The following is a 25,062-nucleotide window of genomic DNA, read 5'->3' as shown; positions in this document are numbered from 1 at the left end:
GCCGGATGCCGTGACAGGCTGGCTTTTCAGATATCTGTGAGTCGCCAGCCCGCAGGGCGGCTTGCCTGAATTCGCTATTTCGCCGAAGAAATTCCCAAGCCCAGCGACTTCTGGAGAGTCGGCAAGTATAGGCGTAGTCATCCAGATCAATACGGACCGAGGGTGTGTCGGCGGGACTCATCAGGTGCCTCCTTCACAAGCGGGTGCTGCAAAAGAGGTGCCAAAATTCTACTTCAGGCTAAAAGAAGCGCGTTTTCGACGGGTCCGAGAAGCGTTGCATAACCGCCGTCCCGCAGGTCACGGCCGCGGGCAAGGGCACGTCTCATCTCGTCTTTCATCGCTCGGCTTGGGCTGTGCCAAGCTTCGCGGGCCCGTTCTTCGCCATATATAAACCGCGCCGTCTCAAAATATGAGAGTTGGGCATCATGACAATCGAGTGCGACCAGTGCATTGCGAAGGGCCAAGGAATGGCGAGTCCATTCCGGGATATCCGCCTCTGCTTGCGGGTCATAGACACGCTGGGCGCGCTGGAGCGTTTTCAGCTTGGCCTGGAATTCGTCGAGACTGTCGATGATGAAGCTAAGCTTGACAGGTTCGCGGGCGAGAAGTGACATGCCCGTGCAGAACACCTGAATGACGCAGCCATTTCCCTTGAGAAGAAATTGTTCGCGGCCGGCGAGGTCGGTGAAGTGCGTGATCCTGCAGATGCCAACAGTGCGATCATAGAATTCACAGGATTCATTAGGACCACTCGGAGAAACTTGCATGTGAACCCGCCTCGGATAGAGACCTCCCGACCAGAAGGCGTCGGCTTCAAGGCCGCTATCCTCTGGATCCGGGAAGAAGGCGAGCCCCCATCGCTCAGCAAGCGCCTGAGAGGCTCTAGGGCGCACGAGGGTGATCTGATGGCAGGCGGGAGCGAAACTAAGCTCACTGGCAGAAGGAAGCGACGAGTCCTCAAGAAATCGTCGGTTTCGGCGCAGGAACTCCCAGGCCCATCTGCTGTCTGACAACAACCATGTGTAGTCATAAGCACTTATATGATCTGCCAGCCGGGACATTTGTCCTCGTTCCCCAAGAGAGATTCAACTCAACAGGGAAAGCAAATTCAATGCCGGAATAGAAAGTTGATCGAGTAGGTATTTGTTACGGTAACGTTTGGGAACCCATCATGCGAGGCCCAATGACGCTGCGCGCGGACCATTTTGAGAGTTTTACGCACTTGTTTCATTCCGGGTTTGGGGCATCATCCTGACTGATGCTTATCAGCATGCGCATCGCGCAGAATATCGATTCCACCATATACCGCAATCGCCGCGACTCCCAATCCGACAAGCAGATCTGGCCAGTTGGACCCAGTCCACAGTACGATTACGCCCGCGAGAATGATCCCCCCATTCGAGATGAAGTCATTGAAACTAAATGTTGTAGCGGCTCGCAGGTTTACATCCTTCTTTTCTATTTTTTTCAAAAGCCAGAGACAGATCAGATTTACAACACCTGCAATCGCGGCCATTGCCAGCATGATGAGACCGAGGGGTTCAGATCCTTCAAAGTATCGACGGATTGCGTCGCCGGCGACGCCGACGGCAAATACAAGAAGCATTCCACCTGACAGTCGAGCGGCGTTGCGTTTCCAGATCTGCGAACGTGTAAGTGCAAGCAGGCTCAAGCCATACACAATCGCGTCCGAGGAATTATCCAGCCCGTTCGCCAGGAGGGCATTGGAGTCGCCGAACCAGCCTGTGACAAAAAAGCCAATGGCTATGAGTATGTTTAGCCATAGTACGATTTGAAGAGTTCGGCGCTCGTCTGACGTCTCGATTTTCAAGTCTTCGCTACCCATCCTATGATTTTACCAACCGTTGTCTGTGAGGGGAGATGCACCGTAAGAATTTTATCGAAGCGTCTCCGTTAGAAAGCTTGGTATTGCAAGCGTATTGAGGATAGCTGGAGTAGCGGTAGGGCCCTGTGGTGGCAAGTGTGCCCTTGGCTCCTGGTGTCTTGTCGAAACCGAACCGGAAATCTGCGCGCCAAACCACCATATTCGCGATGATGAGAGGGGCAAACCCGAGGCCGAATATCGCCCAGCAGGGTACGGGAGCGGTTGCCCTACCTGAAGCCCCAATCGACAGCGCCGCTCCGAAATTCGTGATCGTACCCTTCCAGATGATTGGTGCCACGAAACGCGAATAACGCTGCGGGAGCCAAATTCTCTGCGCGGGGAACGCTGCAGACCAAATAGGAATCACAGCAACTGCGCCACCTGTGGCAATGCCGAGTATCTGGATTGTCGTATCACCACTCATGTTGCCTCCTGCGCTTGTGTTTTCAGCCGTCAGGGTTATTTCCTGCAGTCTACAGTAACTAGAGGGGCAAGGGGCGCTATCATGGCCTTGATGACGATCGGAAAACTGTCAGGGGCGACGGCCGTAAAAGTCACGACAATCCGCTATTATGAATCCATTGGCCTGCTCGACGAGCCGCAACGCAGCGCAAGCGGACAGCGGTTGTACGCAGGGGACTCTGTAGAGCGTCTCCGTTTTATTCGTCATGCAAGGGATCTGGGGTTTCCCGTCTCAGCGGTAAGGGAACTGATTTCGCTGCAGGTAGAGCCAGGCAGGGAGTGCGTCCTGGTTGACCAGATTGCACGTCGCCAGCTTGACGAGGTTCGCCGCAGGCTGACCCAATTGGAGGCGCTCGAGGCCGAGCTCAAACGCATGATCCGCGCTTGCGAAGGCGGCAAGATCGGATCCTGCTCTGTGCTCGCTGCCCTTGGCCAGCACGAGAATTGCTTGCACGAACAGCATGATGGCGCCGAGGTGCTTGCAGGGCTTCCGTCAAAAGGCGCTTGACCCTCCATTGACTGGAGGTGTTAAAAAGAGAGTGAGCCTGTTTACCCGATCGCAATAGAAAGTAGCTAGCCCAGCAATCATGTTTCCGTTCCAAGTCATAACGTGTTTACGAAGGTTGCTCGTCATGGTGATGGCGATAGCTTTTGTTATTGCGCCGATGACGGCTGCGGCGGATATCATGCATCCGGGCGATCAGGCCGCAGAGGAATGTTCTGCGAGTGAGCTAGCCCAAGATGTCTCTGATAAGGAGCCATCGCATGAAGGTCATGACCATACCGCGCATCAGTGCGGAAGCTGTCATTTCCATCTGATAGGCGGCGGCGATCTAAGCGGCGCTCCGAAGTCTGCCGTACAGACCAGACATTTGTTGCCTGGCGGTTCTTTTCTCGAGAACCTCCGCCCAGACGGTCTTTACCGTCCTCCTCGTGCCTAGACCAACGACACAGGATTATTTTGCGTGGCTACGGCCTCGCTGTCGTTGAATCTGGACGAGGAAACCAGCAAAAATGAAAATTCTTATATGCAGCGCGATCACCGCGCTCGCCCTGCCGGTCATGGCCGGTACGGCCTATGCGCAAGGGTGTAGTTCTGTCTATGTCAGCGCGACTGACTATGATCAATCCCGACCACTGACGCTCGACGCGGCTATTGCTCGCGCCGCCAATGCTTCGCCTGAAGTTCTGACGGCGGCTCTCGAGGCGAAAGCTTCATCGGCCGACGCCGATCAGGCGAGCCGTTGGCTTAATCCATCTCTGTCTGTCGAAACCGAGAACTTTGCCGGCAGCGGATCGCTTGAAGGCTTCAATGCCTACGAGACGACCCTGGTAGTGGCGCAGACCTTACAGCTTGGCGATAAACGAAGACTTTCCGAGCGGGCCGCCAGAGCTGAAGCCGCATTGGCGAGTGCCGAATGTTCTGTACGAAGCCTGGAAGCTCAGAAACTCGCAGGGGAACTCTATCTGGAACTTCGTGCCGCTTACGACATGGCCGAGGTCGCTCAGGCCTCAGCCGATCTCGCATCCGAGTTCTCCGGCGTCGTCCAGCGCCGCGTGGACGCTGGAGCGTCGGCTCCGCCTGAGTTGCTGCGCGCGCGGGCTGAAGCAGCAGCGCTTCAGGCGGTTGCGGATGGTGCGCGGGGCCAGGTCGAAGCCAAAGGGCTAGCGCTTGCGTCCGTTTGGGGTAGTCCAGAGATCGACTTTGTCTTGTCTGGCACTGCGGAAATCGTAACAGATCCGGCGGGTGGGTCGGCTCAACCAGATTCTGGCGTTCATCCGTCACTTGCGGCGGCTAAGGCCGGAGCGACGGCTCGTAGCGCGGCGACGGACCGGGCCCGCGCCGGCGCATGGCCTGATATAACCGTATCGGCTGGTGTCCGAAGATTTGAGGACACGGGCGATAGCGCGTTTCTGGCGGGTGTCAGTGTTCCTTTGCCGGTCTTTGACCGCAATCAGGACGCAACGCGGGCGGCGGGATTACGTACCCAGAGTGCCGAGCTATCAGCACAGACTGTTGAGGCAAGGTTGCGGGCCGAGCAAGCGAGTCTTGCCGCGCAGGTCCGGGCCGCAAAATCCCGCTTGCAGCGTCTCGAGGGCGAAGCGCTGCCGCTCGCAGAAGAAGCCTATACAGCTGCGGCAGAGGGCTACCGGGTTGGCAAGTTCGACCTGACCGCCACGCTCGATGCGCGGCGCAGTCTGATTGAAACCCGCGCCGCCGTTATCGATGCCCGGCTGGCGCTCCAGACATACACGCTGCGGTTGCGTGCGCTGATTGGCGCCGCGCCGTTCGAAGGAGAGATCCAATGAAACTGAATTTATTCTATGCGGCGCTGCTTTCGCCAGCGCTTTTGTATCTTAGTGCTTGCGGCAATGACGCCTCCGATTCGTCTGGTGCAAACCGGACGCCCCCACAAGCCGAAGATGGCCATGACGACCACGAAGACGGTAGTGATGAGGAGCATGAAAGCCATGATGAGGCCGATGGCGACGATCATGAGGGACATGAAGAAGGAGGCGGTCATACCGAACACGAAGGTGAAGGCGGCGATCATGTCGAGCTGACCGCCGAGGAGGCGGAAGCTGCCGGTATCCGGACCGGGCGAGCCCAGACCGGAGCGGTTTCGGGCCAGCTGGAACTGCCGGCCGAGATCCGTTTCGATGCGGACCGTGTCGCAAGGGTCTCGCCACAGGTCGAGGGCACCGTTGCCCAACTTTATGCAGGCGAAGGCGATATCGTGAAAGCCGGCGCCACGCTTGCCCGGCTGACCAGTCGTGAACTCGCCGGCCTAAAGGCCGATTATCTGAATGCCCTGAGCGCCGAGCGCCTCGCGCAAGCCGAGCTTGAGCGTGAGGAAAACCTCTGGGAGCAGAAAATCACCGCCGAGGCCGATCTGCAGTCGGCGCGTGCGGCATTCGCCGCAGCCAATGCCGGCCGGGAAGCTGCTGAAAACAGGCTTCATGCGATCGGCATTGGTCATGGCACACTGGACAAGCTTAATGAGGCTGCGGATGGGTCGCTTGCACAAGCCTATGTGACGGCTCCCCTTGCCGGAGAGGTGATTCAGCGGAGCGTTTCTCTTGGAGAAACCGTATCGGCTGGCGGCGCGCCCATCTTTGTCATCATCGATGATAGCGTCGTCTGGGCCGACATCGCCGTCTACAAGGAAGATCTCGGCAAGGTCAGCGAAGGCCAGACCGTGACCTTCCAGCAGGAAGATGGCCGCGTCCTGGCCGAAGGGACAATTTCAAATGTCCTGCCTGTCATCAATGAGGCATCCCGCACCGCGACCGCGCGGGTCATTGTCGACAATGCCGAACACAGGCTGAAGCCCGGTCAGTTCGTAACGGCGCGGATCGACACGGGAGAGGGGCGCCCCGTCGTGCGCGTTCCCTCCGATGCGATTGTCAGTGTTGAAGACAGGATGTCGGTCTTCGTCCCGACGGATGACGGGTTCGAACCGCGCGAGGTCCGGACAGGAGAGAGTGCAGGCAGCTATACCGAGATCATTTCCGGGCTCGAGGCCGACGAAGCATTCGTTGCCGAGGGCGCCTTCACCCTGAAAGCGCAGCTTGAAAAAGACGCTTTCGGCGACGGCCACGCACACTAGGAGACCCGCAAAATGATCAATTTGATGCACCGCCTTGCGGGTGGCCGGCTGCTTGCCGCCATTGCCGCACTCGCCCTGTCGATCGGGGGGCTGTTTGCCTTTCGCAGCCTGCCTGTCGACGCTTTTCCCGATCCCTCACCTTCTCTGGTCCAAGTCTTCACCGAAACTGAAGGCCTGTCGCCCGAAGAGGTCGAACGCTATGTCACCTATCCGATCGAGACGGCCATGTCCGGCCTCCCCAAGGTCGACGAGATCCGCTCGACATCCAATTTTGGCCTGTCTGTCATCAATATCTATTTCGAGGACGGCACGGACGTCTATTTTGCCCGCCAGGTCGTCGGTGAGCGCCTCGGCGAGGCCGCCGACGCCATTCCCGACGGTTTCGGCACACCCAAGATGGGGCCGATTTCGACCGGCCTTGGTATCATCATGTACTATCGGCTCGTCGATGAGACCGGCGAGCGGTCGCTGGTTGAGCTGCGCGAGATTGCCGACTGGATGATCAAGTATCCGCTCCAGTCGGTTGAAGGGGTGACGGAGGTTCTGTCACTAGGGGGTTTCGAGAAGCAGTACCAGGTCCGCCTCGATCCCGATCAGCTGACATCCTATGACCTCAGCGTCGGCGAGGTGATTGCCGCCCTGGAGAGCGCCAATCGGACGGCCGGCGCGCAATTCATCGAAATTGGCGCCGAACAGTACACGGTGCGCGGGGTCGGGCTCGCTCGCTCCCTCGATGATCTGCGTGAAACGCCGGTCAAGACCGTGGATGGACGAACCGTCCGCGTCAACGACCTCGGTGAAGTCGCCATCGGCGGCGGCGTCCGGCAGGGGCTCGCAACTGCCAATGGCGAAGGGGAGACCGTCGCCGGTCTCGTCCTGAAACTTTATGGCACAAACACGTCTGAGGTGATCGAGAACGCTCAGGCGCGCTTCGACGAGATCAACCAGTCGCTTCCGGATGGCGTCAAAGCCGTTCCGTATTATGATCAGGGCACGCTGGTGAAAAAGGCGGCTGCGACCGTGACGACCGCGCTCTGGCAGGGCGCGCTCCTGGTCGCCGTCATCGTCTTCCTGTTCCTCGGCGGCTGGCGGCCAAGTCTTGTTGTCGTCATGGCTATTCCCTTCTCGGTCGGCTTTGCCTTCATCGCGATGAAGGCCCTCGGCATCGGGGCCAATCTGATGACGCTGGGCGGGGTAGCGATCGCCATCGGGATGATGGTCGACGGCGCCATCGTCATCGCCGAGAACGTGGATCGCGGCTTGCGCGAACGACGCGAGGGTGAAGATAGCCGCACGACGGTCGCGCGAGCGAGCGCCGAAGTGATCGCGCCGCTAATTGCTGCCGTCGCCGTGGTGATCATCGTCTTCCTGCCGCTCTTTTCGCTACAGGGCACTGAAGGCAAGACGTTTCGGCCGCTCGCCGCTTCTGCCGCGCTCGCCATGACAGGGTCGCTGATCTATGCCGCGCTCATCGCTCCGGCGATGGCGCTCGGCCTCATGCGTCCGCCCAAGAGCAATAGCCAGGAGAGCGACAGCCGGCTTGTTTCGCTGATCAAGCCGCTTGCGGCCTTCTTCGTCCGGCGACGTCTCGCGGCGGTCGGGCTAGCAGGCGTCCTGCTTCTGGTTGGGGGCCTCTCAGCGACACGCCTTGGCTCGGAGTTCACGCCTGCGCTGGAGGAAGGCGATGTCCTGTTGCGTGTGACGATGGCGCCGTCCATCTCGCTAACCGAAGCAAAGGAAACGTCGACCCGCATCGAGACAAGACTGCTTGAAGCCTTCCCCGAGATCAGTTCCATTGTCAGCCGGATCGGCCGTGGGGAAGTCGGCGCGCATGCCGACCCGGTGAACAGTATCGAGGCCTTCGTGGCGCTCAAACCCCGAAGCGAATGGCGCAATGGCATCAGCCCGGATGAACTCCGGGCGTCGATCTCCGAGAATCTCGGCGGCTTTCCAGGCGTCAGGGTTAATGTCGGCCAGCCAATCGCCATGTCGGTTGATGAGCTCCTGACCGGCACAAAGGCGCAGCTGGCGGTCAAGATCTTCGGTCCGGATACGGAGGTCCTGCTCGAAGGCTCGCAGGACTTGCAGTCCATTCTTCAGGAAATTCCTGGGGCGACCGACGTCCAGGCCGATCAGATCACCGGCGCGCCGCAGCTTGTGGTCTCGCTCAACCGTCCTGCGCTCGGCCGGTATGGACTGAGCGTGGAGGAGGCGCTCGATGCCTTGCGTTCCGGCGTCGGCGGGGCAGAGGCTGGTGCCGTTTTTGAGGGAGTGCGCCAGTTTCCCGTCATCGTGCGCTATGCCGAAGAGGACCGCAACACGCCCGCGGCCATCGGACGGATTATTCTGGAATCGTCCAGCGGCGCACGGGTTCCACTCGAAAGCGTGGCAAACATCAGGGAGATTGTCGGTCCACGTCAGATCACGCGCGAGAATGGTGAGCGATTCATCACCGTTCAGCTCAATGTGAGAGGACGCGATATTGGCAGCTATGTCGCTGATGCGCAGCAATCGGTCGCCAGCCAGCTCGACCTGCCGGCTGGTTATCGCGTCGAATGGGGCGGACAGTTCGAACTCCAGCAGGAAGCGAATGCGCGGTTCGCGGTCGTGATCCCGATCACGCTCGGTATCGTATTCCTGATCCTGCTATTGACGTTCGGGCGCATGAAATCGGCCATCCTGATCCTGCTCAACATTCCGCTGGCGCTGACCGGCGGGGCGATGGCGCTCTGGATTGCAGGCCTGCCGATCTCGGTGCCTGCGACGGTCGGCTTTATTGCCCTGTTCGGTATCGCGCTCGGCAATGGCATGGTGCTGGTCAGTTTCATGGATGATTTTGCCAGGGAGGGCCGTGGTCGCGATGAACTTGCCGTCGAGGCGGCAGGCTTGCGGGCACGTCCTGTGCTGATGACCGCCCTTACGACGGCGCTCGGCCTTGCGCCGCTGCTCTTCGCAAGTGGTGTCGGTGCTGAAGTGCAGCGGCCACTGGCCACGGTGGTCATGGGCGGGCTGGTCTCCTCGACCGTGCTAACTTTGCTGGTGCTACCCGCCCTTCACCGCTGGTTCGCACCAAAGCCCGACGCGCACCATTCCTTGTTGGAGGCCGAGCATGTTCATCCATCGTGAACTTCGCTTCGCGGTCATGTCCGTTTCTCTCGCAGCCCTGGCCGGCTGCGAGAGTCTCGACAACGTGATGGGGGCCCTTTCAAGTGAGCAGTCGGCCAAGGTGCAGGAGGAATGCGGCCTGATACCACCAAAGAGCCGCGTAAAAAACGCGGTACACGCGCGGCGACGCGCGTATCTCGAGTGCAAGCGCAAGGTGCTGGAAGAGGAGGCCGATCCTGAGCCACGCACATGATCATGACGATCTTGATCCCGCGAGCGATGATCGTCGGGTCTCCATTGCCATCTGGTCAATAAGACTGTCATACGGATCACTGATCCGCCCGCCGTTGGTGGCTGGACGATCGTTATTCTTGGCGGTGTTGCGCTGGTCATTGCAGAGCTTACAGCCCTCCTGATCTATTCGGTGCAGAATGGGAGCGTGAATATCCGGGCGCTCCTCCTTCACAATCTGTCCGACGCACTCGCATCTGTAGCCGTGGTTGCGGGCGACGCGCTCATCCTCATCTATGACTGAATACTGTTCGATCCGTTCGTGACGATCGGTATCGCGGTAACATTCTCTGCCTGTCGTTCCGCGAAATCGGCGGGCCGATCCACATGTTGTGGCTAGGCAGTCCGCCGGACATTGACATCGGTACCGTCATTGAGGCGATGCGGAGCGGTGATGGTGTCGTGGATGTCCATCATTTGCATCTCCGGCAGATGCAGGAGCCCCTTTTGTCAGCTATCTTCGAACAGTTTGTCGGTGAGTGCGCAATCGGGTGTTTCAGCGCCGGTGCAACCAGCCATGATCTCGCCGAGCCGTCGATCCATCTGCTTCAGATCGGCGATGCGTTTACGGATATCGCCCCGATGTGCTTCTGCCAGCGCCCTGACCTCCGCGCAGCTCGGCCTGCCATCATTGATGCCAAGTAGCGAGCGTACATCTTCCACGGAGAAGCCGAGGCTGCGGGCTCGCAATATGAAACGCAGTCGTACCTGATCTTCATTCGAATACAGCCGGTGGCCACTTGCCGTGCGGGCTGGTTCGGGCAGCAATTCGATCTTTTCATAATAGCGGATCGTTTCAAGATTGCAGCCGAGCCGCCCGGCCAGTTCAGCCCGTTTGAGTGCTGCTCGCGGCGATGTGATGGCCATGATGAAATACCCACTTGTGTCTGTACCAACTACAGAGCGTAACGTGATCATGATCAATAAAGCAATGGGAACAGCTGGTCATGGCAGGTACGGAAAACAGCCCAGCAAATGAGCGTCGCTCAAGGTGGCTTGTTGCCGGTGGCATGCTGGGGGCATTCCTTGCATCATCCTGCTGCATCGTGCCGCTTGTGCTGATCAGTCTCGGTGTTTCCGGAGCGTGGATTGGCCAGTTGACGGCGCTGGAACCCTACAAGCCCCTTTTTCTTCTGGTCGCGATCGGATTTCTCGCGGCTGGGTTCTGGGATGTCTATTTTCGAAAAACCAGTGTCTGCGAGGATGGTAGCTATTGCGCCCGTTTGCAGTCGTCAGTCGTCAAGCAGGTCGCCCTGTGGAGCGGCGCGCTTGTCGTGCTGGCGGCCTTGACCATCGATGTATGGGCACCGTTATTTTACTAGCCAGGGAGACAAGTATGAAACGCACATGGATGATCGCCGGACTGGCAGGTCTGGCACTCGCGGGGGGGCTCGCAGTCGCCGGCGCGCAGAATGCTCCGGATGCCTCGGTGGAGGTCGAACAGGCGACAGCCCGTTTTACGATCGGAAACATGACCTGCGCGACATGTCCGATTGCTGTCAGGAAAGCGATGATGCGTGTCGAGGGCGTTAAATCTGTCGATATCGATTATGCGGCCAGGACCGCAGAAGTGGTTTACGATACGGCGGCGACAACGCCTGTGCTGATCGCTGCGGCTTCAACCGATGTAGGATACCCGGCAAGCGTTACGGACGGTTGAACACGCAGCATCTGGAATATCCTGATGAGGCACCTGCCAGTCGATGTTCGCATACATCGTCAGATTTTCACACAAGGCTTTCACTTTGATGTCAAAATGGACTGACCGAAAACTGCTGATAACGGGCCTGGCCGGTACCGTCATTGCGACACCTTCTTGTTTTGCATCAATGAGCATGTGCCTCAGCCCCGGCCGGGTACCAAAAATGGACAGGCTGAACCTTGAAGCTGCCTGCGCCGAGTGCACTCGGCGGGGCATCCAGGTGAACACATCGATGCGTACGAGCGATTCCGCGGTCTTCGCCGCAGGCGAATGCGGCGACAGCGGCCCCAACCTGATCCCGGCCACGCCTCCGACATCGGGTCGATGGTGTGATTTTGAATACTTGATCGAGGCCGCGTCGCCGTGCCCGGTCGCAAGCGGAGGAAGAAATAATGAATCAAACCGTAAAGACAGGCGATTGCTGCTCCGTCAATAAAAACGGCGACGACAGCTATGACCTCATCGTCATAGGTGCTGGCTCGGCCGGGTTTTCGGCTTCGATTAGCGCGGCCGAGGCCGGCAGGCGCGTGGCCATGGTCGGGCACGGCACCATCGGCGGTACCTGCGTCAATGTCGGCTGCGTGCCATCCAAGGCGATGATACGGGCCGGCGAAGCGGTGCATGGCGGCATATCGGCAGCACGGTTTCCGGGCATTGAGCCCTGTGCGCACAGCGTGGACTGGTCAGCGGTCGTCAAGGGGACGGCCGAACTGGTCGACGAAATGCGCCAGAAAAAATATATCGATTTGCTGCCTTCCTATGAGAATATCACCTATATTGAGAAAGGTGCCGCACGCCTGATCGAAGGCGGGATTGAGGTCGGCGGGCGGATCATCGCTGCACCGAAGGTTCTGATCGCCACCGGCTCGCGCCCTTTCTTGCCGGAAATTGACGGGATCGAGACCGTGGAGGCGCTCGATTCCTGGGACCTTCTCAGCCTGCCCGATCAGCCCGAAAGCATCCTGGTACTGGGCGGCGGCTATATTGGCTGTGAACTGGCGCAGATGGCGTCGCGGCTGGGCGTCAAGGTTACACTGGTCACGCGTTCGCGTCTTTTACCCGGCGTTGAACCGGAAGTGGGCGAGGTGTTGACCGAAGCGCTGAAAGCGGAGGGCATCGCGGTCGAGACTGACCTGGCCTACCGCTCGGTGGTGCAGGGCGATGGCGGCGTCACGCTGACGATCGAACGGGGTGGAACGCCCGAAACCCTAACCGCAGAGCGGCTGGTGGCGACCACAGGCCGGGTGGCCAATTCCGAAGACCTCGGCTTGCGCGAGTTCGGCATCGAGACCGATGCGCGCGGATCGATCAAGGTCGGCGCCGACATGGCCACGACGCGGCCGGGCGTCTGGGCGGCGGGCGATGTCACCGATCGCGATCAGTTCGTCTACATGGCGGCTTATGGGGCCAAGGTGGCGGTCAATAATGCGCTTGGTCTTGAGGCTTTGCGCTATGACAATGGGGCCATGCCCTGGGTCGTGTTCACCGATCCGCAGGTCGCCGGCGTCGGCTTTTCCGAGGTGCAGGCGAAGGCGGCCGGTCATGACGTCAAGACCAGCGTGCTGACGCTGGACCACGTGGCACGCGCCGCCGCCGCCCGCGATACCCGCGGCGTCATCAAGCTGGTCGCGGATGCGAAGACCGACCGCCTGCTGGGCGGCCAGATCGCGGCACCCGAAGGGTCTGACACGATCCAAACGCTCGCCATGGCGTTGAAGTTCGCTATGACGACCAAGGCGCTTGGCGAGACGATCTTCCCATACCTGACAACTGTTGAAGGGCTAAAGCTGGCGGCGCAAACCTTCGACAAGGACGTGGCGAAACTTTCGTGCTGCGCAGGCTAAGATCGACATTGAACGCAACAAGGCCTCGCCAGCCCTGGGGTTTCCGGGGAGGCGGATCAATCAGACTTGTCGCTCCGTTCCTCGATATGATTCATTCCTGTCGCCTGCTACGGAAAGATATTTCACGGCGGCGTGCCAGCTCAGGAAGCGCAGCTGGAGTTTCACGAGCCATGGAAACGGTGTCACTTTCAACCGGTTGCAGTCATCAAACAAGGATCGGCACTGTGAATTGTAGTAGATGATTTCGACGCGATAGCCGCGATCAATATGGGCTTCTATCCAGTTTACGACCCCTTCCATGACGGGCTGGGTGAAAGGATTATACAGAAAAACGATCAGGTCACTTTCGGGCGGACTGTAGGTGGCCGCATCCTGACTGATGATCGTCCATGAAATCCCGGGAGATGATCTGAAAACCTGTCCGAGGTTATACCGGGCAGCTTCAGCGATTTCGCCAGCAAATTCCACGCCGATCAGGCGATCGAATCCAAGCTCCGCCGCCTTGATCAGAACGCGTCCCTTGCCACAGCCCAGATCCAGAAACGTCGTCGAGCTGGCACGCGCACGACTGGGTTTAAGCAGGGCTTCGACAAGCTTTATAGGGGTCGGTTCATAGTCGATTGCGTGCGCTTTGTGTTGATGCTCGAAATCAAGCGTTTCGAGCGCGACGGAGGTTCTTGTGTCGATCGCATGTATCGTGTCGAACCTTGAGTTGAATGTCTCATGATATCTGAAAATCAGGCCGGCATGGACGCGGCGGGCCACGCCGGACAAACCATCCTCTTTCAGGGTCTGTGCTATTTTTGTTCTTGTCATTGTCGTCATTCCTGTTACGCGTTAGAGAACGGTGTCGGAGCATGCCGCCTTACGGACCTGGAGGGATGTCCCGATGAAGCGTTTCAAGATCCGGGCAGCCGGGGCCATTCGCGGGAATGCTACAAATTTCCATGATGCGATGAGAACCGTCCCGGCCCCGTTTGACCTGGAAGATCACGTCATCGCCTTCAGAGAGGTCAGTCAGCTCAACATCGCCCATTAAAGCGAAACTCATGGTCATCGCGCCCATGGCGATGCCTTCGAAAGGGCCATGGTCGATGGTGACCCGGCCGTCGTCGCGATCAAGGGATGAGATCCTGCCCGTGGCCCGTCCAGTATCGCCGGGCATAGCTTCATCTGCCTGTTCGAACGGTTCAGGCCTGGTCTGCTCCGCAGGGCCGGATGCTGGCGGCGTTCGGCTTTCGGGGTCACTGCAGGCTGTCAGGGTAACGGAACCTAACAAGAAGGCGGTAATCAGAATTCTTTGAGTCATTGGGATTTCCTGGTGAACTAATCGGGAGACGCAGGCATTCCGGCCGCGGAACGCGGCCGGAACCTGATTTACGAATTTTTTGCTTTAAACAGAGGACCGGCTAGTGATCGGTGTCGTCATGATCCTTGCCTGACATGCCGGACATGGATCCCTGTCCGCCCATGTTGCAGTCCATCATGCCTTTGCCTTTCATCATCGACATCATGGATTGCTTGAAAGCATCCGGATCGCCGCCGATCGGCATCATCATGGCGATATCATAATTGTCGCTGTCGTCCTGCTTGAGCATGAAATGGACGTTGTCGCCATTCTCGAATTTGTCGAGCGCAACCATTCCGCCGACCTCGAAGTCCATTGTCATTTCACCCCAGCCGATCTTCTTGATCGGATCGTGTGAAATATTGACGGTTCGGGCATCCAGATCGACGCCGTTAATGACGCCAAAGCCGGGCGCCATGTCGCCGCAGCAGCTCATGCCGGACATGTCCATGTCTTTCATGCTGTCCATTTTCATGCCGGCGTCCTGGGCGAGCGCCGGACCGATCAGGGCCAGTCCGAGGATTGCGCCTGTGACTGCTGTCTTTCTGACGAGGGTTTTCATCGTTTTCTTCCTTTTTGATTGTCTGGCGCGGCTTTCAACAGAGGCCCCCGATGCGCGCCGGGACGGGGGAATAGGGTGGATGGATACGGGACTATTATTTCGACCTCAGATATTTGATGAGGGCAGCGATCCCGAGCAGGAGGAGGAGCACAGCAAGCAGCATGAACACCGTGCCGAACAGGCCGCCACCCATCATGCCGCCGTCGATCATCATTCTGCCTGATGAGCGATCCTGCGCGGCCGCCGGCAGCATGGCGCCACTCAGAAGCAGTGGAAACAAAAGCGGAATTTTCAACAGGTGTCTCGTCATGGTTTTTCTCCTTCGGGGGTGAATGAGCCGGCCCGGTTATCCGGTTCGGCCCGGGGTAAATCTGATGGAATCTGCAGCCCGACCCGGATGTAGTAGATGGCCGGGATCACGATCAGGGAGAGGATGAGGGTTGAGGCCATGCCGCCAAGCATGGGCAGGGCAATCCGGCGCATGACGTCCGATCCGAGGCCGTCGGTCAGGAAGATCGGGGCAAGACCTGCAAAAATGGTCGTGACCGTCATCAACTTCGGCCTGACGCGCATGGCCGCGCCCTTGCTGACAGCTGCGAAAAGCTGGCTCCTGTCAGACGGGTTCGCCTTGCGGACTTCCGCGTCGATATAGAGCAGCATCACGACGGCTGTCTCGACCGCGATGCCGCCCAGGGCGATGAAACCGACCGCGACGGCTACTGACAGATTGTAGCCTGCCAACCAGACGGCCCACATTCCGCCGACCAGACCGAAAGGCAGGCTGGCCATGATGATCAGGGTCCGGTCGAGCCGGCCGAAATGTAGCATCAGCAGCAGGAAGATCAGTGCAATTGCAGCTGGAATGGCGATTCTAAGCCGCGCATTCGCTTCCTGCATCTGTTCATACTGGCCGGAGAACTCCACCGCATAACCCGCAGGCAGGTCGACGGCGTCGCCAATGACCTGTCTGGCGTCTGCAACATAGCTGCCCATATCCCGGTCCGCGATGTCGACGAAAACCCAGCCAGTCAGTCTGGCATTTTCTGATCGGATCATTGGCGGGCCTTCCGTATAGGAAATGTCCGCCAGTTCGCTGAGAGGGATATGGGCGCCGGACGGGGCGGGCACGAGTATCTCTTCCAGGTCTGTGGCGCTCTCACGAAATGGCCGATCATAGCGCAGGATGATGTCATAGCGTTCCCGGCCCTCGACAGACTGGGAGAGCGTCATGCCGCCCAAGGCGGTTTGGATCACGGACTGGAAGGCTGCCATGTCGATATTCCGCCGGGCGAGTTCGCCCCTGTCCGGCGTGATCTCGAGATATTTGCCGCCCATGACCCTGTCGGCGAAGGCCGAGCGCGTTCCGGGTACGTCCGAAATGGCCGCTTCTATGTCCCGGGCAATGGTCTCAATCTCTGTCAGATCATCGCCCGTAACCTTGATGCCAATGGGCGTGCGCACACCTGTTGAAACCATGTCCATGCGAATCTTGATCGGATAGCCCCATGAATTCACGAGGCCGGGCATTTGCAGCTTGGCATCGAGCTCATCGGTGATGTCCTCGACCGTCACACCTGGCCGCCAATCCTCCTTCGGTTTCAGCTTGATCCAGGTCTCGATCATGGTGAGTGGCGCTGGATCGGTTGCGGTATCGGCGCGCCCGGCCTTGCCGAAGACATGATCGACTTCTGGCACGGTCTTGATGACGCGGTTTGTCTGGCCAAGAATCTCCCGCATCTTGGTGGATGACACGCCGGGCAGGGTGGTCGGCATGTAGAGGAGCTCGCCTTCATAAAGGGCCGGCATGAATTCCGAGCCGATCCTCTGGACCGGCACGATGACGGTGGCCGTCAGCGCGAGCGCAAGGGCGACCGTGATCCATTTGAACCTCAGGGCTAGATGGAGCAGCGGTTTGTAGGCCCAGACGAAGAAGGCGTTCAGGGGATTGGCTTCCTCGCGCCGGAACCGACCCCGCATCAGGTACAGCATCAGAACCGGGACAAGTGTCACCGACAGGATGGCCGCGAAGGCCATCGCATAGGTCTTGGTATAGGCGAGAGGACTGAAGAGCCTGAAGCTCTGACCGGTCAGGGCAAAGACCGGCAGGAAGGAGACCGTGATGATGAGGAGTGAAAAGAATATGCCGGGGCCGACTTCCTGAGCCGACTCGACCAGCGCTTGGTGGCGCACGCTCGGATCGGGTTTCGGTCCCAGATCCGCCAGTTTCCGGCTGGCATTCTCGACAAGCACAATCGAGGCGTCGACCATGGCGCCGATCGCGATGGCGATCCCGCCAAGTGACATGATGTTCGCTGTGACACCTTGCCAGGACATGATCAGGAACGCGCCGAGCACTCCGAGCGGCAAGGTGATGATGGCAACCAGAGACGACCGTACATGGAGGAGGAAGATCAGAATGACGAGAGCAACCGCGAAGCCTTCCTCGATCAGCTTGTCTTTCAGATAATCGACCGAACCCTCGATGAGAGGCGCGCGGTCATACACAGTGACAATCTCGACGCCTTCTGGCAGCCCGCGCTGGAGACTATGAAGTTTCTCCTTCACACGTTCGATCACCGACAGCGCATTCTCGCCATCGCGCATCACCACGATGCCGGACACAGTTTCGCCTTCGCCATTGAGTTCGACAATGCCGCGCCGGAGGGCCGGGCCTTCGACAATCCGGGCGACATGGCTCAGCTGGACGGGGGTGCCATCCTCTGCCTTGACCACGACCTGTTCGAGATCAAGTTTCTCATCGACATAGCCTGATGAGCGGATGACATATTCCGTTTCGCCCTGTTCGAGCACGCGGCCACCGACCTCGCTCGAGGCGGCGCGGACCGCGTCACGGATACGGGTGATCGACAGGTCGTAACTTCTCAGGCGATTGGGATCGAGTAGCACCTGGTATTCCCGGACAAAACCGCCGACCGAAGCGACTTCAGAGACCCCTTCCACTCCGGCGAGTTCAAGTTTCAGGAACCAGTCCTGCAGTGAACGCAGCTCGGCGAGATCGGTCTTGCCGGTCTTGTCGACCAAGGCATACTGATAGACCCAGCCAACGCCGGTTGCATCCGGTCCGATCTGGGGTACGGCGCCTTCCGGGAGTTCGGATCCCAGCCGGGACAAGGCTTCGAGAACGCGCGAGCGGGCCCAGTAGAGGTCAACATCATCGTCAAATATGACATACACAAAACTGGTGCCGAACATTGAGGAGCCGCGCACGTCCTTGGTCTTCGGCAGACCGAGAAGGTTCGTCGATAGTGGATAGGTGACGAGGTCCTCGACAATCTGCGGGCTCTGGCCCGGAAAATCGGTGCGAATGATGACCTGGGTATCTGTCAGGTCCGGCACTGCATCGAGCGGCGTGCGCTGGATCGCCATCCACCCGGTCACAGCCAGTGCAGCGGCGAGCATGAGGACGATGAGCTGGTTGGAAACCGACCAGGAGATCAGCTTTGCCACCCATGATTTGGAGGGGTCTTGCCCCGCGAGGTTTCTGTCGTTTCGTTCAGTCATGACTGTCCCCCGAATGCCCAGGGGCCTGGTCAGCGCCAGTCTCGCCGTCATTGGTCGTCATCGACATGCCGGCCATCGGGTTGGGCCAGTCAATCCGTTCGGCTCCATCTGCGCTGTACGGATTGGCTGGTTTCGCTTCTTCCTGCAGCCAGTACCGGCCCGTTGCGGTGTCCCGGTAGAGCACCAGACCAGCCTCGCTGTAATGCTGAGGTGCGCCTTCCAGCAGCCAGGGTTTCAAGGCCTCGACCAGGTCTGAGAGTTGTGTGGCAAGGTCTTCGCGGTCCGTGGCGTCCTGCGCGGCGGCGAGAGCGGTTTGCGTAGCATCCATGACCGGTGCCAGTTTCGTGTTCGCGTAACGGTCCCGCAGCACTGGCACCAGGGCGAGCGCCGGGTCCACGAATAGCGGATCGATGTCATACCCGTCTCTCAGGGCCTCGTGGAAGTAGAGCGCCATGTCAGTGAAGTGATCGATTTCGGCGAGGGCTTTACTGTCCACCGGAATATCGGAGAGCGGTGTTTCCGGACTGGCCGCGCTCGCATCCGGAGCTTCCAGCTTGGCAAGACCTTCTTTCAGGTTGGCTTCGCTATCGAGCAGGAACTGCCCGCTGGCGACGACCATGTCGCCACTTTCCAGACCCGACAGGATTTCGGTCCGGCCATTGGCCGAAATCCCGGTTTGCACGGCGCGTCCGGAGAAGCGGCCATTGCCTTCGGCGATGACGACACGGGCGCCCTCGCTACCAAGCAGAATGGCTTCACTTGGAACCGAAAGACGCGGTCGGCCGCCGATATTCAGCCTTATGTCCGCATAGGCGCCCGGGCGAAGATAGCCCGACACATTGTCCACTTCGATCCGGACGTCGGCTGTACGGGTTTTCGGGTCGATTGTCGGATAGATATAGTCGACCTGGCCTTTACCGGGGGCATCGGGCGCGCTCGGAAAATCGAGTTCGGCCTGCATGCCTGTTTCCACCAGAGGCAAATCGCTCTCCGGCACCGAGGCAATGACCCAGACATCGGCATAGGATTGCAGGCGTAATATAGGCGTGCCGGGTTTGACATAGTCGCCATTGCGGACCTGGAGCTCGGCAACCGTGCCGCCGGCTTCTGCGTAAACCGGAACACGTTCAATGACCTGGCGGGTTTCGGTCAGCCGGTCGATGGCCGCATTCTGCATGCCAAGGGAGCGCAGGCGCTGGCGAACCGACGCGATGCGCGCTTCGTTGCCGATCCTGAACGAGTTCAGATAATCCTTCTGCGCGGCGATCAGGTCCGGACTGTAGATCCGGTAGAGGAGACTGCCGGGGCGGACGGTGTCGCCCTCGGCATTGACCGCCAGATTCTCAATCCAGCCTTCTAGCCGCGACGCGGTAACATTTTCGAGCCGTTCATTGGTCTCGACCGTGCCGAAGGCTCTCAGTACACGGCTGAAATCCCTGGTCTCGGCAGGTGCTGTCCGGATCCCCATGGTCTGGATCATTTCCGGCGAGACGGCCACGCCCGATCCGGTGTCATCGGCATAAACCGGGATGTAATCCATGCCCATGGAATCCTGTTTCGGAACGGGCGAAGTGTCCGGCTTGCCCATGGGATGCTTGTAGTAAAGGATTTCCCCTGTTGAGCTCGTCGGTTCCTGGGTCTTGTCGGCAGGCACCAGGTCCATGCCACAGATCGGGCAGGTGCCGTCCGGATCGGTCGAAATATAGTGCGGGTGCATGGAGCAGGTGTATTGTTGCGTCTCGCTCAAGGCGTTCGGCTTTTCACCCTGGCCGCCCGGTGATCCGCCCGGTGCGCCGCATGCGGCGAGCAAGAGGGCGGCAGATGCGGTGCCCATTATCAGGAATGTCTTTTTCATTGTGTCACCAGGAGGGCATTCAGGCGTGCGATCGCAGCGGCCTTGCGGGCCGTTTCAGCTTCGATTTCCGCCCGGAGTTTGAGAATAGCGATCTCGCCGTCGATGATCGGCGCATAACCGCCAACACCGGATTCATAAGTAATCAGCTGGGCCTCGACTTCGTCTTCGACGGCAGCAATCTTGACCTGCAGCACGTCGATACTGGCATCGGCCGCGCGTATAATGGCGTCCCGGGACGCATACTGGGCCGCCGCATTCCGTGCGGCAGCCTGGTAGCGTTGCTCGGCGCCGGCCCGCTCAGCCTTTGCGGCGCGCAAGTTCGGCGCCTGCTTCCTTTCGGCCCAGAGCGGAACCGTAAAAGTCACCATACCGGAGACCCAGTCATCCCCCGCGAACATCGCGCCTTCATCGCGCTGTTGATAAGTGAGCTGGGCGCCCCATTCTGGCTTCCAGGCCGCGCGGGCCACGTCGATACCGTAATCGGTAACGCGGACGGCCGCGTCGGCAATGCGTACGGTGTGGAACTCAAGCGCTGCGCCGGACCAGTCTCTTTCAGTCAGGGGAGGGAGGCCGGTTGAAGGGACCAGTCCGACGAGTTCGATCAGGCGCGCATCGGTCTCGGCTTCCTGCCGATCGAGATCAACAAGCGTCCGGGAAACTTCTGCCCGTTCGCTTTCAATTTCGGCAAGGCGGTAAACGGCCGGGCGGCCCGCATCGATCTCGGCCTCGACAATGTCGACAAGCTCGTCATATTTGGCGTTTCGCGCTTCGGCGAGGGATCTCTGCCTGGTCAGTCTAGTCTTGTCAGCGAGAAAAGCGATGAGTTCGGCGCGCAAGGCCGCATAACGGGCATCGCGAACCGCCTCGGTCTGTGCTGACATCGCCCGGGCTTCACCGGCGCGGGCTTCACGGCCCGCGAAGCTCGGAAATTGTTGCCGAATACCAACGGCTTTATTGGTCGGCAAGTAACTGTCGAACGAGGGATCGAAAATCGGAAAGTTGTTGATCCCGAGGGATACGACGGGGTCCGGGAGTGCGGTTGAGGCGACGGCACGCTCCCGGTCGGCTTCGGCATCGTAACCGAGAGCGGAGAGGCTTGGATGGGCCTCGAGACGGGCTTCAAGCTCGGCAAAGCTCTGAGCGCTGGCAACCGCCGCCAGGGGCACAGCGGCAAACGCTGCGACCAGCAGCATTCTTGAAATGTGGGGCATGATAAAACGGGCTCTTCTGAATTGTGAGAAGCGATGACGACGGGCTGCTGTGGCGGCCGCAGGTCATCGCTCTCAATTCAGGAAGCGCTGCTTTAGCGATATTGGCGTGTGCTGGACGATATCCAGCCGAGGTGGAGGCCCGGTCTTTAGCGTTTCGCGCTCTGGCAGGAATGCCTTTGGTGGGTTAGCGAGAACCGCAGCAAATTCTGCGTCTACATTCGCAACAGGTGCAACTGGATTGGCGTCACTGTGCGCCTGGATAAGCATGGGTGCACAGTCGTATCCCGCGGGGCAATCAGACGATGATGCCTGATCTGTATGCCCGGTGTCGGCCATGGCTTCCATCGCCATGTCATGACAGGGGTGATTGCTGCTCATTTCAGTCGGCGCGGTTTCGGAGGTCCCGACCATCAATGGACACGCCATGACCGGATGAGCCGCCATGAAGGCAGCGGCAAACAGTGTCAGGAGGCGGGTCACAAACTGCATCATTGTTCAAATACGTGAAAAGATTAAAACTTTCATTTCAACAAACTGTGAGGCCGCTACTTCTTGCGGCCACCAAGCACAGCAACAAGTTCCTCGACCTTTTCACGCCGGTCATCGACATTGCTTCCGGTCAGGGCATGATCCACACACGTTGCGATATGGTCATCCAGGATAACGGCCTCGAGGCCGACAAGCGCGGCCTTCACAGCCTGCACCTGACGAATGACATCAATACAATACCGATCGTCGGACACCATCTTCGTGATGCCGCGCACTTGTCCCTCGATGCGGGCAAGCCTCCGGGTCGCGGCCTCTTTGGTTTCAGTCTTCATGGCAAATACCCCATACGGGGTATCCATATGGGGACCTCGTGAAGCAATTTCCAGTCTCTTTATGCGTCAGAAACGAAAGGTTCAGCCCAAGATGGACTGACAGTCATCACTCAATGGCATTTCCCGCCGCGCTCCACGCCTTCATCGAGCCGATATAGACATCGACGTTCGAGAACCCCTTCCGCATGAGCTGCGAGGCGGCAATCGTGGCACGTGCACCGCTCCCGCACATGGTCGTGACCGGTTTGTCCGGGTCGAGGTCACTGGCCGCGTCAGGCAGCTTGCCGACATAAGCGTGCTTGCTGTCCTTGATATGGCCGCTCTCATATTCGTCGATGGCCCGGACATCGAGCAGGGTCCAGCCAGCCGGCGGGTTGTCTACGCGCGCGGCGACGGTTTCGGTATCGACGAAGTCGAGTGTGTCGAGCGGGCCGTTCTGGACCGCCACGGGCATGGCGCCGCTGACAAATCCGCTCACATTGTCGAAGCCGATCCGCTGAAGCGTGGTGGCCGCATCGACCGCCTGGTCGTCATCGCGCGCCACCAGCAGCACCGGTTTGTCGCCTGGCAGCAACCAGCCCGCGAAGGCGGCAAGCATGTCATCCGGGATGCAGAGCGAGCCCGTGCGGTGTCCGCCGGCAAAGTCGAAAATGCCGCGAACATCGAGGCAGACCGCATCGCCCGGATCGAGCAACCTGGCCGGGGAGGCGGGCCGGGGCGCCGGCGGCGCGGCTTCGGTGCCTTCCATATTGCCCTCTTCCATGCGCCGGAAGTATGGTGGGATGTAGTGGTTCTCGGCTACCTTGGCGTCGATGAAAGCCTCCCGGTCATCGATCTGCAGGCTCGGATTGTTGAGCTTTTCATGGCCGATGGAGGAAAACTCCCGGTCGGCCATGCCGGAGCCGCAGACCGAACCGGCGCCATGCGCGGGATAGACGAGGCACTGGTCGCCGAGCCCCAACAGTTTCTCCAGGCTGTCATAGAGCAGGCCGGCGACTTCGCGTTTGCGGTCGGGATAGAAGTCCGTGCGCCCGACATCGCCAATGAACAGGGCATCGCCCGTGAACACGCCAACCGGGCCTTCCTCAAAGCTCTTGTCATAAAGCACGTAGGACAGGCTGTCGTCGGTGTGCCCGGGCGTTTCAAGCACCTTCAGGAGCGCGCCGCCAATCTCGAACGTGTCGCCTTCCCGCGTCTCGGCTGCATACTGGATCGGCTTTTCAGGGTTCGGCCCGTGCCAGACCTTTGCGCCAGTCTCTTCCTTCAGGACAGGGGCGCCTGAGAGCAGGTCCTCGTTCCGGTGGGTTTCGAAGACGTGCTTGATGACAGAGCCTTCCTCACGGGCGAGGTCCAGATAGATGTCGATGTCACGCCGCGGATCGATGACCGCAGCTTCGCCATCGGCGCTCAGGAAGTAGGAAAGGTGGGCAAGGCCCTGTGTCTTGATCTTTTCAAGTCTCATTCTGTTTCGCTCCTTTTCGGGATCGAATGGGTCTGACTGGACGTGGAAGGCGCGTTAGTCCTCCGCGATGGCTGCCCCGGCAGCGTCGTCTGGATTGAGCGTGCCTTCAAAGGGGGGAACGGGGCGGCTCGCCGCCTCTCTTTCCGTCGATGCCGGTCCATTTTCCGCGATGTCGGAAATCAGCCATTCCATTTCCTTGATCTCGCGGCGCTGCGCCGTGATGATCTCGTCGGCAAGCTCGCGCACACGGACATCCTCGATGCCGGCGCGTTCACTTGTCATGATGGCAATGGAGTGGTGGGGGATCATCGCTTTCATGTAGGACCGGTCGTCGACAGTGCTCTGGCTCCGCACCAGCCAGAGGGCCAGGACGAACACGACCGCAGCGCCAATGAAAATGCCGAAATTGATCCGGCTGTCCTTGTACATGTTGAGCATGAAGCTCAGCATCACGACGGCCATCGCGGCGCCCATGATGAAGGCCATGTAGAAGCGCGTTTCGCTCCAGCGAACATGCTCCCACGCATAGGTGTTGAGGTACATCAGCCCAAACATCACGATCATCGATGTGATGATCATTGCGCCAAACCGCCAATAACTGTTCTTCATATCCACTTTCAACATCCTCCTTATACAGTGGTGGGGTATTTCCACGACTAACGGAGAAGTGTGTGAACAGGTTCCGAGTTAATCCGATTTTTGAATTCCGCCTGTAATTGGACCATCCATTTGGTTTCGCATCAGGAGGAAAATGAATGATGCCGAGCACGAAATCAGCAGGAAACCATTGAGTGTTTCCAGTCCGGCCAGGAACCGTGAATGTCCGGTTGGATAGATATCGCCCAGCCCAAGCGATGCGTAGTTGACGAGGGATTTCCCAGTTCATCAAGGCTGCGAAACCGGCGAATTATATTGGGACGATATCGCCGGTGATGACGAATATCCTTGGGCGTTGGATGAGCCAGCGCCGTTTATCTTCCTCAAGCCGAACTGAGCGTCTGGCCAGCGTTTTCATCAGCGCTCGCTTTTAAGCTCAGAAATACACGTGGCAAGTAAATTGACGATACTGACAGGTTTTGAAGGGCGGCGTGAAGATAAAAGCACAACCTAACCGCTCATCCGTTCGCGCGTGGGTCGTGGATTGATTTGTCAGACTTTTTGCAAAATGGATGCGACTCATGCAAAGAAACATCGGGATGTAGATCATGCACTAGGGGGACGAACTGGCGGCCGCGTATGCGTATTGCGGATTTTAGTGCGATGTTAAGCTTGCTTCATTCGGTGTTAAGGCGAGTAGCTAAAACGGGCTCAATAGCGGCGTTGCTCTGAAAACGGGTTGCTGACCTCGGCAATACTGTCGCCGAGGTCAGTAGGACTTAAC

At 59.1% G+C, this 25,062-nt stretch carries 23 protein-coding genes and 3 pseudogenes; 10 read left to right on the top strand and 16 right to left on the bottom strand.

The genetic code is table 11. The features are described from left to right. Positions 1-31: 31 nt before the first annotated feature. The 3 genes and pseudogenes from D1223_RS19105 to D1223_RS16395 all read right to left on the bottom strand — a co-directional run. Positions 32-181 (bottom strand): annotated as a pseudogene (locus D1223_RS19105) (transcriptional regulator domain-containing protein); the annotation flags it as partial. A 52-nt stretch (positions 182-233) separates the two neighbouring features. Next, positions 234-1,061, bottom strand: coding sequence for a DNA -binding domain-containing protein (locus D1223_RS16400; RefSeq protein WP_084391402.1), 828 nt, complete (start codon positions 1,059-1,061; stop codon positions 234-236). Between the two features lie 185 nt (positions 1,062-1,246). Continuing rightward, positions 1,247-1,846 (bottom strand): cation transporter, encoded by a 600-nt coding sequence (locus D1223_RS16395; RefSeq protein WP_013301506.1) that lies wholly within the window; start codon positions 1,844-1,846, stop codon positions 1,247-1,249. Between the two features lie 544 nt (positions 1,847-2,390). On the opposite strand from D1223_RS16395, the gene D1223_RS16385 reads away from it, so the two are divergent. The 6 genes and pseudogenes from D1223_RS16385 to D1223_RS19320 all read left to right on the top strand — a co-directional run. Continuing rightward, positions 2,391-2,855, top strand: coding sequence for a MerR family transcriptional regulator (locus D1223_RS16385; RefSeq protein ID WP_084333203.1), 465 nt, complete (start codon positions 2,391-2,393; stop codon positions 2,853-2,855). A 506-nt stretch (positions 2,856-3,361) separates the two neighbouring features. Continuing rightward, positions 3,362-4,657, top strand: coding sequence for a TolC family protein (locus D1223_RS16380; protein ID WP_018149442.1), 1,296 nt, complete (start codon positions 3,362-3,364; stop codon positions 4,655-4,657). After that, positions 4,654-5,958: an efflux RND transporter periplasmic adaptor subunit gene (locus D1223_RS16375; protein WP_018149441.1), complete on the top strand. Its 1,305-nt coding sequence runs from the start codon at positions 4,654-4,656 to the stop codon at positions 5,956-5,958. The genes D1223_RS16380 and D1223_RS16375 overlap by 4 nt, the downstream gene beginning before the upstream one ends. Positions 5,959-5,970: 12 nt before the next feature. Beyond that, positions 5,971-9,084: an efflux RND transporter permease subunit gene (locus D1223_RS16370; RefSeq protein ID WP_084391404.1), complete on the top strand. Its 3,114-nt coding sequence runs from the start codon at positions 5,971-5,973 to the stop codon at positions 9,082-9,084. Further along, positions 9,068-9,316, top strand: coding sequence for a hypothetical protein (locus D1223_RS16365; protein ID WP_084391405.1), 249 nt, complete (start codon positions 9,068-9,070; stop codon positions 9,314-9,316). The genes D1223_RS16370 and D1223_RS16365 overlap by 17 nt, the downstream gene beginning before the upstream one ends. A gap of 72 nt (positions 9,317-9,388) precedes the next feature. Further along, a pseudogene (locus tag D1223_RS19320) lies at positions 9,389-9,795 on the top strand (cation transporter); the annotation flags it as partial. Positions 9,796-9,804: 9 nt separating this feature from the next. Here the strand turns inward: D1223_RS19320 and D1223_RS19095 are convergent. Next, positions 9,805-10,221 (bottom strand): MerR family transcriptional regulator, encoded by a 417-nt coding sequence (locus D1223_RS19095; protein ID WP_034798637.1) that lies wholly within the window; start codon positions 10,219-10,221, stop codon positions 9,805-9,807. Positions 10,222-10,301: 80 nt separating this feature from the next. Here D1223_RS19095 and D1223_RS16350 point away from each other — a divergent pair, with 80 nt between their 5' ends. The 4 genes from D1223_RS16350 to merA are packed head-to-tail and all read left to right on the top strand — an operon-like array spanning position 10,302 to position 12,900. Then, positions 10,302-10,676: a mercuric transporter MerT family protein gene (locus D1223_RS16350; RefSeq protein ID WP_034813607.1), complete on the top strand. Its 375-nt coding sequence runs from the start codon at positions 10,302-10,304 to the stop codon at positions 10,674-10,676. 14 nt (positions 10,677-10,690) lie between these two features. Beyond that, positions 10,691-11,014, top strand: a complete 324-nt coding sequence (locus tag D1223_RS16345) for a heavy-metal-associated domain-containing protein (protein ID WP_013301497.1) — start codon at positions 10,691-10,693, stop codon at positions 11,012-11,014. 43 nt (positions 11,015-11,057) lie between these two features. Continuing rightward, complete coding sequence (locus tag D1223_RS19090) at positions 11,058-11,492, top strand: FAD-dependent oxidoreductase (RefSeq protein ID WP_119377465.1); 435 nt, start codon at positions 11,058-11,060, stop codon at positions 11,490-11,492. Beyond that, the gene (gene merA / locus D1223_RS16335) at positions 11,449-12,900 is read left to right on the top strand and encodes a mercury(II) reductase (RefSeq protein WP_119377464.1); all 1,452 of its coding nucleotides are present in this window, start codon (positions 11,449-11,451) and stop codon (positions 12,898-12,900) included. The genes D1223_RS19090 and merA overlap by 44 nt, the downstream gene beginning before the upstream one ends. A 60-nt stretch (positions 12,901-12,960) precedes the next feature. Here merA and D1223_RS16330 read toward each other — a convergent pair whose 3' ends face one another. The 12 genes and pseudogenes from D1223_RS16330 to D1223_RS19315 all read right to left on the bottom strand — a co-directional run. Beyond that, complete coding sequence (locus D1223_RS16330; protein ID WP_158588521.1) at positions 12,961-13,716, bottom strand: class I SAM-dependent methyltransferase; 756 nt, start codon at positions 13,714-13,716, stop codon at positions 12,961-12,963. Positions 13,717-13,765: 49 nt separating this feature from the next. Next, positions 13,766-14,209, bottom strand: a complete 444-nt coding sequence (locus tag D1223_RS16325; protein ID WP_233349712.1) for a copper-binding protein — start codon at positions 14,207-14,209, stop codon at positions 13,766-13,768. 100 nt (positions 14,210-14,309) lie between these two features. After that, entirely contained in the window at positions 14,310-14,810 is a 501-nt protein-coding gene (locus D1223_RS16320; RefSeq protein ID WP_084396453.1) for a copper-binding protein, read from the bottom strand. A gap of 94 nt (positions 14,811-14,904) precedes the next feature. Continuing rightward, the gene (locus D1223_RS16315) at positions 14,905-15,120 is read right to left on the bottom strand and encodes a hypothetical protein (protein WP_119377462.1); all 216 of its coding nucleotides are present in this window, start codon (positions 15,118-15,120) and stop codon (positions 14,905-14,907) included. Then, a complete protein-coding gene (locus tag D1223_RS16310; protein WP_119377461.1) occupies positions 15,117-18,332 on the bottom strand; it encodes an efflux RND transporter permease subunit in 3,216 nt (1,071 codons plus the stop codon). Before D1223_RS16310 ends, D1223_RS16315 begins: the two co-directional genes overlap by 4 nt. After that, the gene (locus D1223_RS16305; RefSeq protein ID WP_233353212.1) at positions 18,325-20,187 is read right to left on the bottom strand and encodes an efflux RND transporter periplasmic adaptor subunit; all 1,863 of its coding nucleotides are present in this window, start codon (positions 20,185-20,187) and stop codon (positions 18,325-18,327) included. Before D1223_RS16305 ends, D1223_RS16310 begins: the two co-directional genes overlap by 8 nt. Further along, on the bottom strand, positions 20,184-21,398 hold the full coding sequence (locus D1223_RS16300) for a TolC family protein (RefSeq protein ID WP_199288225.1): 1,215 nt from the start codon (positions 21,396-21,398) through the stop codon (positions 20,184-20,186). Before D1223_RS16300 ends, D1223_RS16305 begins: the two co-directional genes overlap by 4 nt. Positions 21,399-21,470: 72 nt before the next feature. Then, positions 21,471-21,887, bottom strand: coding sequence for a hypothetical protein (locus D1223_RS16295; RefSeq protein WP_233353211.1), 417 nt, complete (start codon positions 21,885-21,887; stop codon positions 21,471-21,473). A 56-nt stretch (positions 21,888-21,943) separates the two neighbouring features. Continuing rightward, positions 21,944-22,219, bottom strand: coding sequence for a metal-sensitive transcriptional regulator (locus tag D1223_RS16290; protein WP_034798806.1), 276 nt, complete (start codon positions 22,217-22,219; stop codon positions 21,944-21,946). Between the two features lie 106 nt (positions 22,220-22,325). Beyond that, complete coding sequence (locus D1223_RS16285; RefSeq protein WP_119377458.1) at positions 22,326-23,681, bottom strand: MBL fold metallo-hydrolase; 1,356 nt, start codon at positions 23,679-23,681, stop codon at positions 22,326-22,328. A gap of 54 nt (positions 23,682-23,735) precedes the next feature. Then, a complete protein-coding gene (locus D1223_RS16280) occupies positions 23,736-24,290 on the bottom strand; it encodes a DUF305 domain-containing protein (RefSeq protein WP_034827488.1) in 555 nt (184 codons plus the stop codon). A 78-nt stretch (positions 24,291-24,368) separates the two neighbouring features. Next, positions 24,369-24,554: pseudogene (locus tag D1223_RS19315) on the bottom strand (ion channel); the annotation flags it as partial. Positions 24,555-25,062: the final 508 nt, after the last annotated feature.

Source organism: Henriciella mobilis (assembly GCF_003576285.1).
In the GTDB taxonomy this organism is placed as follows: domain Bacteria; phylum Pseudomonadota; class Alphaproteobacteria; order Caulobacterales; family Hyphomonadaceae; genus Henriciella; species Henriciella mobilis.
This window is presented reverse-complemented; position numbering and strand designations above follow the sequence as displayed.